This window comes from Telluria sp. Soil_C_11, assembly GCF_057657395.1.
In genome coordinates, this window is the sequence record NZ_JBDGIN010000036.1 from 1 (window position 1) to 8,469 (window position 8,469).

Here is an 8,469-nt window from a genome sequence, read left to right on the forward strand (position 1 = left end):
CATCCGTTTTTGCAGTGTGCACATTTGTTTGAACCATTTGTGCGCTGCAGAAGCAGGACGCGAACTATAGCAAAGCCTTGAAGGGTCGCGCAAGTCGTTTTCACCACAACCAGATGCCGTTGCTATTTCGCACCTACCGGGCCAGGTCGGCAATCAATTCGGCAACGACCGCCTCCTCGTGGACGGCTATACTGCGTGCGGCCATTGCCGTCGCCAGGTCGCGATCCCAGCCCGCTTCACGCCGTTCGTCCGGCAACAAACTGGTGCCGGATGTGACACAGCGCGCGGCTTCGACATAGTCGGCTGTACCGAAACGCCAGGGACTTGCGCCGAATCGCGTCATGACGGCGTTGCCGATCGCAATCCCAGCCCAGTCGAAATCGCCGTGGTAACGCAAGACGGCACCCGCGTCACGCAGTTGGGCGATCAGGGTGCGCTGCGCCGCAGCGGGCATCCCATCGGTGCAGACCAGCGGTGCCGCCTTTTCGCCCAGCGCATCCGCGGCAATCGCGACGACGTCCGGGTTTTCGCAAACAAAGACCTCCCGTCCGCCCACGAGCCACATCGGCGTTGCGCGCAGTAGTGCGCGCAACGATAGATATGCTGGCTCGCCTTCGCCCCCTAGCACACCGGTTGCGGTAGGCAGGTTCAGGAACAGGACGGGTCGCGCGAGTTCGTTGACCAGCACCCCGGCTGTCGCCCAGACCGACCGGTCGGAGTCTTCCTGCTCTGCCGCGGTTTCGTCTTCCTGCCGTCGCATGCGCAATGTGGCGAGCAAGAGTGTAGCTACCGGACGTCCCGGGTCGAGCGCATGCGCGTCACCAAGCAAGCTGGCGGCCAGTTGCGAACGCGTGACGGCAGCTGCCGGCAGACGCTCCAGCACTAGGCCGGCCTGCTCGCACAAGCGCATGGCGCCTGCCGCGTCGCCCGCCGCCAACCTCTTGAGCAATCCCAGGCCGCGCGGCACGCCGAGCAGCGACTTCACGTGCGGGTTGGCGATGCTGTCTTGCACCGTACGCCATCGCCGATCGGTTTCGGCACGCGCCGCTGCGCGGTCGACGATCGCGCCATCCAGAATCTCGATCGCGTGGCGCAAGGAGTCGGCCAAGCCTGCCCGCCGCAACACCGCGTCGAGTTCCTCGATCTCGAAACGCATCGACGCTGCCGATCCCGGGCGCCGCCCCAACAGACCGCACAGGACCTCTCTTTCCGTGGCGTCCAGTCCACTCAAGGTGACTGGACCGGTGCCGGTGCCGCGCTCGAAGCGCCTGCGCAGACGGCCACGCAGGCGCTGCAGATCGGCCCCGCCCAGAAGTCGCTGTAGGCGCTCGCGCCCATCCATGCTCAACCTGCTCCGCCGTCCGCTGCCGGTGGGAAGCGGTGTACACCGTCTGCCTCGGAACGGCGCGCCCTGCCGTCCCACGTCCAGCGCGACACATAGACGGCATCGATCCCTTCACGGCGCTGCAGCTGGCAGATCGATACTCCCGGCAGCTCGGCATAACAGGCCCATTCCCGTTCGCTGGTCATCACGAAGTCGAGGTCGAATTCGCGGATCAGCGCCATGCAGTGCGCACGCGCGGCGTCATCGATGCCGGCGAAGGCTTCGTCAAGCAATACCAGGCGAGGCGCATGCTTCGATCCGCCATGGGTGTAAAAGCTCGATACCGCCGCGAACAGCGGCACGGTCAATCCAAGGGCGCGCTCACCGCTCGATGCCGGTCCGGAGAGAGGACGCCATTGGCCGTCCTGCCAGCGCTGAACACGGAAGCGGTGCCAACGCCGGTAGTCGAGGGCCCGGCCCAGCATGTCGAGCAGACTTTCGCCCTCACCTTCTGCGCGCGTGCGCTCTGCCGCGATCCGGTTCCGCAGCATCGTACCGACGACCTGGCGGTCGTCCTGCGACCATGCGTCGAAACTGGTCTGCAGCAAGCGCTTGCGCGCCGCTTCCAGGCCGACCGGCGCGCCATCCAGCCCTTCGGGCAGTATTTGCCAGACCAGCCGGAACTTGACACCGGTGGACGTGGGCCGTTTCGCCAGTTCACCGTTGATTGCCTGCAGACGTGCCTCCGCCGCCCTCAGCATACGCTGAATGGCCGCCGCCACCTCGGCCTGAAGGTGGTTCTCCAGAACCTCGGTTTCACGCGCCGTCAGTAGCTCGCGCCGCTGGATGATCTCGTCTCGGATGCTGGCCTCGATCAGATCGGGGCGCTGGGCACGATTCTGATAGATGATCGTGATGATCATCCCGAAGTCGCTGGTCTCGGCCTGTGCCTGATGGCCCAGCGCGGTCAAGGAGCGTAGCAACTCGGAATAGTCGTGTGAGAACGACGCCTGGATACGCGACCAGGCCGCGTCTTCCGCATCCACGTCCTGTAGCAGCTGTTCCGTACGCCGAGCCGTCCCGAGCGCGGCGTCCACGCCCCAAGGCAACGGCGCCGTTTCGAGCTCTGGCAGCGCGACCGCGAGCAGACCGGTCGCGCAGAACTGTTCCAGCGCGTGCACGGACTGCTGGCGCAGCTCGGTGCGCTCTTGCAGCATGCGCTGAGCATCGTCGGCATGCTGCTCACTGCGCGCACGTCGCTCGCTCGCGGCGGCAAGTGCTCTACCCTGTTCCTCCAGTGTCGTTTCGCCATCCTGCACCGCTTGCCGCACGCGTGCGACACGCGCCTTGAGCTCATCGAGGCGCAGGCCGACACACTCGGTCAGGCTCTGCAGTCGGGCCGACACCTCCTCGTACGCGGAGCGGCGCAGCGCCAACCTTTCGTGCCGGGACGCGATGTCTTGCTGGAGTTCCTCGACGCGAGCGAGCTGGCGCGCCTGCTCCGGCAGCACATGGCGCACCTCGCTGGCTTTGAGCAGCACATCCTGGAGTGCACGCTCGAACTCCGCCAGCTCGGCCGCTGCTCGCGACAGGCCCGCGGCATCGGCCGGCAAGCGAAGATCGGCGGCATCGAGCATCGCCTGGTCGCGCGCCGTGCGCCAGCGTTCATCGGCGGTCGCCAGCCGGGCATCGGCCTGGGCGAGCCGCTCGACCGCCAGGCGCCGCTGCTGCACCATGCTGCGCGCTTCGATATGGGCCGCGCGCAAATCGGCGTCCGAGGGCGCGCCGCGCCATTCGTGCTCGGCGACTATCCGGCGTGCCGCCAATACGTCGACATCCGCCATCAGCCCTTCCTGCTCCAACGCCAGGCCCGCGAACGCGGCATCGATCTCCGCGAGACGCCGACGGCGGGCCTCGGCGCGGCTCGCAGCACCGATGTAGTTGGCGGCCGGCTTGTTCCATTGGCCGGACAATGGCCCGATCCGGAAGGCGCCGGTGGGCGCAACCCAGACCTCGGCCTGGCCGTCATCGTGCCCACTACAGGCGATGCAGCGCAGCAGCAGCTCCACCTGTTCCGGCACCACCGCTCCGTCCACAGCCGGCATGAGCCACTCATCCAGCGAGTGCGCCTGCGGTAAACGCGCCTGCAAGAGCGTGTCGTGCAAGTTCGTTCCGATATCGACGCAACCGTCCGGCGTCACCCAGGCGTCGAGCAGCCCGGCCGCCTCGAGTGCGGCTTCGAGCCCGGCCCGCCCGCACTCGTCCAGCGTCCGATCGGCGCGGAATTCAAGCAACTGCCAGAATGGCGCTCCGGGTCGTTCCGGCGGCCGCGTAGACTCGCCGCGCGGGTAAGGCACGGGCGGGTGCCGGTCCTCCCCTTGCGCCAGCCGTGCACGCTCACTCTCGAATGCCGCGCGCTGTTCGGCGAGTGCACGCCGCTGCCGATCCAATGCCGCCTCGTGCGCGGCGTAGCGCAACTCACTGTCGCGTCGGGCGATCGCGAATGCAGCGTCCGCAGGATTCTCGCCATCCAGCGTCCGGCTCCAGGAATTGAGTGCGGCAATGATCGCCTCCGACGCATCCATCCTCGATTCACGTAACGCAGCCACGTATGCCTGCCAGTCCTCGACCAGCTGTCCGCCGGCGTGATCGATGCGCAGTTCCGCCGCTTCCAGCGCGGCAGCGACGTCGGCCAAGTCATCAGCACGATCGTCGCGCGCGCGCTGATCGGCGGCGCGCGCGCGCGCGGCGTCGTCTACGATGCGCAAACGCTGTTCGAGCAGGACAATGCTTTCACGTCTGCGGACGGCAGGCGCACGCAGGTCCCGCTGCAGCCGCGCATACTCGGGCTCGGCCAGATCTGCCAGCGCGTATGGATCGGCGAAATGGCTGTCCGCCTGACCGTCGCACTCGGCCATGCCTGCCACCTGAGCAACGCTGGCCATGTCCGCGCGTGCGCGAGCCATTGCGGTGCACGCGGCTTCAGCGCGCAGGCTGCCGACGCGTAGCGCTTCCGCGTCGCGCGCACACCGTGCCTGCGCCGTCTGCAATACGGCATGTGCCTCCGCCAGGTCGGACTTGCGGCTTGTCGCCAGCCGCTCGAGCTCTTCGAGTCGAGTGGCATCCTGCATGAGCGGGTCGGCCAACATTTCCTCGAGAACGGCCCGGGCGCAGCGTTGGCGGTCTTTGCCCGCTTTGCGCGCGGCGGCCAGGGCGGTTTCGTCGGCCATCGCCATGTCGAAGGCTGCACGGGCCTCGCTCAGCTCGCGGCTGGCCTTGTCGAATCCGGTCTGGGCAGAGCGCAATACCCTGGCTTGGCGTCGCGCATTGACCCGCGCATAGCGCTGGTACTGGCGATTGAACTGCCCGACCGCCTTGCCCAGCGCGCTCAACTCGTCCAGCTGCTGCGTGTATTCCTCGAGTTGGCTCATCGCTTCCGCCACATCGCCCATCAGATCATCCGCGAGCGGGGGCAGTGCCTCGGTCAACGCGTTCGACAGGTTTTCCTCGTTCGGCTTCTTCGACAGCTGCGGTTGGCGCAGCTGAATCAGCGTATCCATCAATGCGCCATAACGCGTCTCGCCCAGATGAAACAGGCGCTCGTCGACCGCCCGACGATAGGCCGTGGCGCTGTCGAATATCTGGCCATGTCCGTTCAGCGCTTGCGCCAGCCTTTCCTTTCCAAGCACGACCCGCTGCGGACTGATCAGCCAGAAATCACGTCCCACGCGCTGCTGTTCCGTAGTGAAGAACCAGTGATCCACCTGGCTGCGCGTCGCCACCGCCGCCAGTCCTGCTCCCAGCGTCAGGTAGCGCGCCAAGCCGTCTTCTCCGATACGCCCGAGCTCGATCCAGGCATAACCGGTACGCCGCTCGTGCTTGCCAAGCAAAAGATTCCACGCCATCTTCTTGCCGGCATCGCCATCCGGCTCGATGCGCGATGGCTTCAGGTTGGCGTCGAACAGGAAAGGCAAAGTCAACGACAGCACTTTCGACTTGCCGGTGCCGTTATTACCGCGCAGGAGCAGATGGCCATCACGGAACCAGAATTCCTCGCTATCGTAATGGAACAGCTCAACCAGGCCGATACGTAGCGGCTGCCAACGATGCAGCACTGGTTCAGGTTGGGCGACGTCGGCAGGGACGTCGGGAAGCAGTGAGTCAGACATCAGAAAAGATCGGATTGGGAGTTAAGGTGCTTTGGCGTGGATGCCCGCTTGCGGGCGACGACTTCGGTCTGTCCGAACGAAAAACGGACCAGGGCCGGCAGGGCTCGCACGGCGGCATCGCCACGCCGCACCAGCCGCAACGCAGCCAGGCGCTGGACGGCGTAGCGTGCCAGCTCTGTTTCTGCGCCGGGTTCGCGTGCCGCCTTGCTCCAGTAGCGACCATATTCGGCCTTCGCCTCGTGGACGAACGTCGAGACGGCCTGCTCGGTGACCCAGGATCCCGGCGCGCGGCGCCCGGCGCCGGCGAGGAACTCCGCGACCAGTAGCGTGATGTGGGACGCGGTTCCGGTAGCGGGCATGGCGATGTCGGTCAATTCACCGTCTTCGTCCACGAGGGCCAGTCCTTCCGCCCGCTGCTCCGGCGTTAATCCGGTCATCTCGCACAGGCGGCTGGCCAGGGCACCACGCTGATTCTGGAAATAGGCGCGCAGGGCCGGCTCGGCATCCAGCTCGGCCAGGTAGAGCACCGGGTCGTCCAGCAAGCGGCGCGCGAGATGGTAGCGCATCGCGGTGCGGCGGCCTTCGTCACTGTCGGGCGTGAACTCTTCGGTCAATGCGGCCAGCCGGCCAGGAAGATCCTGCGGTGCGCTCTCGACCGGCCATGTGGACGGCCCGCGCGATGCGGCCAACAGACCCGCCAGCACGCGCCGCTGGACGTCGTACAGCGCGTCGCCCACCTGGCTCAGGAATGCATCCTCGTCGCCGGCCACGCGCTGCAGGACGCCGAGCGACAACAGATACCGGCAGATCGCCACCAGCTCGCGCCGCTCATGATGCGACTCGAGGAGGAAGGTAAATCCGCGTGCGCCGAGCTCCGGTTCGGCCGCCAGGGCAAGCAAGCGTTCGCCCAGCGCGCGCAAGGTGATTTGCGGGTCGGCCCGTTCGAGTGCCGCGCAGGCCAGGCAGAACAGGATGTAGCGGCGTCGGTCGAATTCGGGCACCCCGCGACTGGCGTCTTCCAGGTCAGCCGGACGCTTGTAAAGGCGTGCGCAATCGCGTTCGACCTGCAGGCTCCAGCCCGCGGTTTGCGAAAACCAGTCGCGCAGCTCCTGGGCGTGCCGGCGCACGGCCCCGAAAGCGGGATGCGCTGCCGTCATCAGCGGACACATCAACAGTGCACGCGCCGCCTCGCGCCGCTCGTCGTCGCGATGCCGGCTGAGCGCATCCTTGACCTGGGCGCCTTGTCCGCTGTCGTTCCTCATTCACCCTCCACGGTCGCCGTAATGGTCAGCAAATGGTCACGGCCGGCAAACACGCCATCCGCGGTCTGGATGCGGGCGACGCTGTCGCCTCCCAGCGGTTCGAGGCGGATATGAAGAAGGCCATCGGCGCTGTGACACTGCACAGGCTCCTCGGGATGGCGTTGCGCCACCAATGCCTCGCCCAGCAGCGCAAGGAACAAGCGGAAGGCCTCAGGTTCGAGCACCCCGAGTTCGGACAGGCGCATCGTTCTTCCGGTCGCCAGCAGGGAAAGTGCGGCGTCGATCTGCGCACGCTCCGCCGCGACGTAGGAAGCCAGCCTGGCGCGTTCAGCGTCGCGCTCGCGTACATGCGGCGGCGCGCCGCGCGGCAGGATTTCACCCTGCTCGCGCAAGCGGGGGTGGATGGCGACCGCCGGCGCCTCGGCCCACGGCGTACTGGCCGGCAGGTTAGCCTGCAAGATTGCGTCCCCGCTTTGCAGGCTGAGGTGACGCGCCGGATGCAAGGCGAAGGCGGCCCGCCATAATCTATGCGCGTCGTCTTCGCTGGGCGTCTCTGCAAACCACCGCGCGAGGATACGGAAGTCGGCGGAACGGTCACTGCGCCCATTGCGTCGCTCGGTCAATGTAGCGACTGCGGCCAGTAATTGCGGAATCGCCGCTCGCGCCTTGGCCCGCAACAGTTCAGACTGGGCCTGGATATGTCCTTCGCTGATGAACCAGCGAACCAGGCCCCGCCAGCGTTCACGCCAGGTGGCCAAGCGCAGCGCAAGCGCGGCCTGCTGCTGGTCTTCGCCACCGGGTGCGGCGTCGCGTCGCTCGCGCTGCGCCGCGATCGACAACAAGGGCTCGATTTGGCCGTCCAGTTTTGCGACTCGACTTGCGATGGCGCCGGAGCGGCTGACCAGGTCGCCAACAAAACGCTGCAAATAATCGATCAGCCTTTGCTTGAACGCGATGACCGCTTGTACATCGGCTTGCTGGAGTTCGATGGTGCGGGCAACGCCTGCCATGAAAGCCTGAGCATTGTCGGCAAGCCCCTCGAATACGCGGACGAGATCGCGCAGTACGCCATGTACCTTGGCCGGATCCGGGGAGGCCTCGTCGGCCAGAGCGAGCAAGGCATTCAGTTGGGTCAGGATGTCCTCCAGTGCGACGGTCTGGAGTTCGCTCTGGCGGGACAGGGTGTGCGCGAAGGTGAAAAGAGCTGCCTCGACAGCTTCGCCGCCGAGCGACAGGCGGTACAGGTAGCGCGCCCGATAAAAGTCTTCGATATTCAATACCCGGCTGGTATCGGGTTGCGCTTCCAGGTTGCCCCAGGCCGCCAGTTGGGATAGCGCACCTTGTATGTCGTCGAGCGAAGGAACAGGGCCCGGCCATGCCGCTTCGAGCTGAACCTCGTCGGGCCGCAACTGCAGCCGGAACTGGCGCTTCGCAGCGGCAAACGTATCCATGATCGCACGATACTGCGCGGCCTTGTCGGCGCTGACATGGCGAAAAAGATCGCCAGCGGGCAGTGCAAGACGATCCATTAGTCTGTCCGGAGCAGAGTCGATGGTTCGTTGACTATAGAACCATTGACGTTGACGAGTCAAACCTGCGGCAAATCGGAACGCCCAAAGCAAAAAGCCCGCCCAGATTTAACTGAGCGGGCTTCTGCAAATAATTAGCCTGACGATAACCTACTTTCACACTGGTTGCAGCACTATCATCGGCG

4 protein-coding genes are annotated in these 8,469 nt (G+C 65.9%); all 4 read right to left on the reverse strand.

Annotated elements, in window-relative coordinates:
* Positions 1 to 133 precede the first annotated feature (133 nt).
* From AC3A6M_RS24595 to AC3A6M_RS24610, 4 genes are read right to left on the reverse strand one after another with little or no spacing between them, the layout of a single operon-like run.
* Entirely contained in the window at positions 134 to 1,342 is a 1,209-nt protein-coding gene (locus AC3A6M_RS24595; RefSeq protein WP_487855318.1) for a TIGR02679 family protein, read from the reverse strand.
* Positions 1,343 to 1,344: 2 nt separating this feature from the next.
* Positions 1,345 to 5,493, reverse strand: coding sequence for a TIGR02680 family protein (locus AC3A6M_RS24600; RefSeq protein WP_487855319.1), 4,149 nt, complete (start codon positions 5,491 to 5,493; stop codon positions 1,345 to 1,347).
* A complete protein-coding gene (locus tag AC3A6M_RS24605) occupies positions 5,493 to 6,755 on the reverse strand; it encodes a TIGR02678 family protein (protein WP_487855320.1) in 1,263 nt (420 codons plus the stop codon). The genes AC3A6M_RS24600 and AC3A6M_RS24605 overlap by 1 nt, the downstream gene beginning before the upstream one ends.
* The gene (locus AC3A6M_RS24610) at positions 6,752 to 8,284 is read right to left on the reverse strand and encodes a TIGR02677 family protein (RefSeq protein ID WP_487855321.1); all 1,533 of its coding nucleotides are present in this window, start codon (positions 8,282 to 8,284) and stop codon (positions 6,752 to 6,754) included. Before AC3A6M_RS24610 ends, AC3A6M_RS24605 begins: the two co-directional genes overlap by 4 nt.
* Positions 8,285 to 8,469: the final 185 nt, after the last annotated feature.

Bases quoted from the DNA above. Each gene is read 5' to 3' on its own strand.
- AC3A6M_RS24605 (WP_487855320.1), bottom strand. From the start codon at position 6,755: ATGAGGAACGACAGCGGACAAGGCGCCCAGGTCAAGGATGCGCTCAGC.
- AC3A6M_RS24610 (WP_487855321.1), bottom strand. From the start codon at position 8,284: ATGGATCGTCTTGCACTGCCCGCTGGCGATCTTTTTCGCCATGTCAGC.
- AC3A6M_RS24600 (WP_487855319.1), bottom strand. From the start codon at position 5,493: ATGTCTGACTCACTGCTTCCCGACGTCCCTGCCGACGTCGCCCAACCT.
- AC3A6M_RS24595 (WP_487855318.1), bottom strand. From the start codon at position 1,342: ATGGATGGGCGCGAGCGCCTACAGCGACTTCTGGGCGGGGCCGATCTG.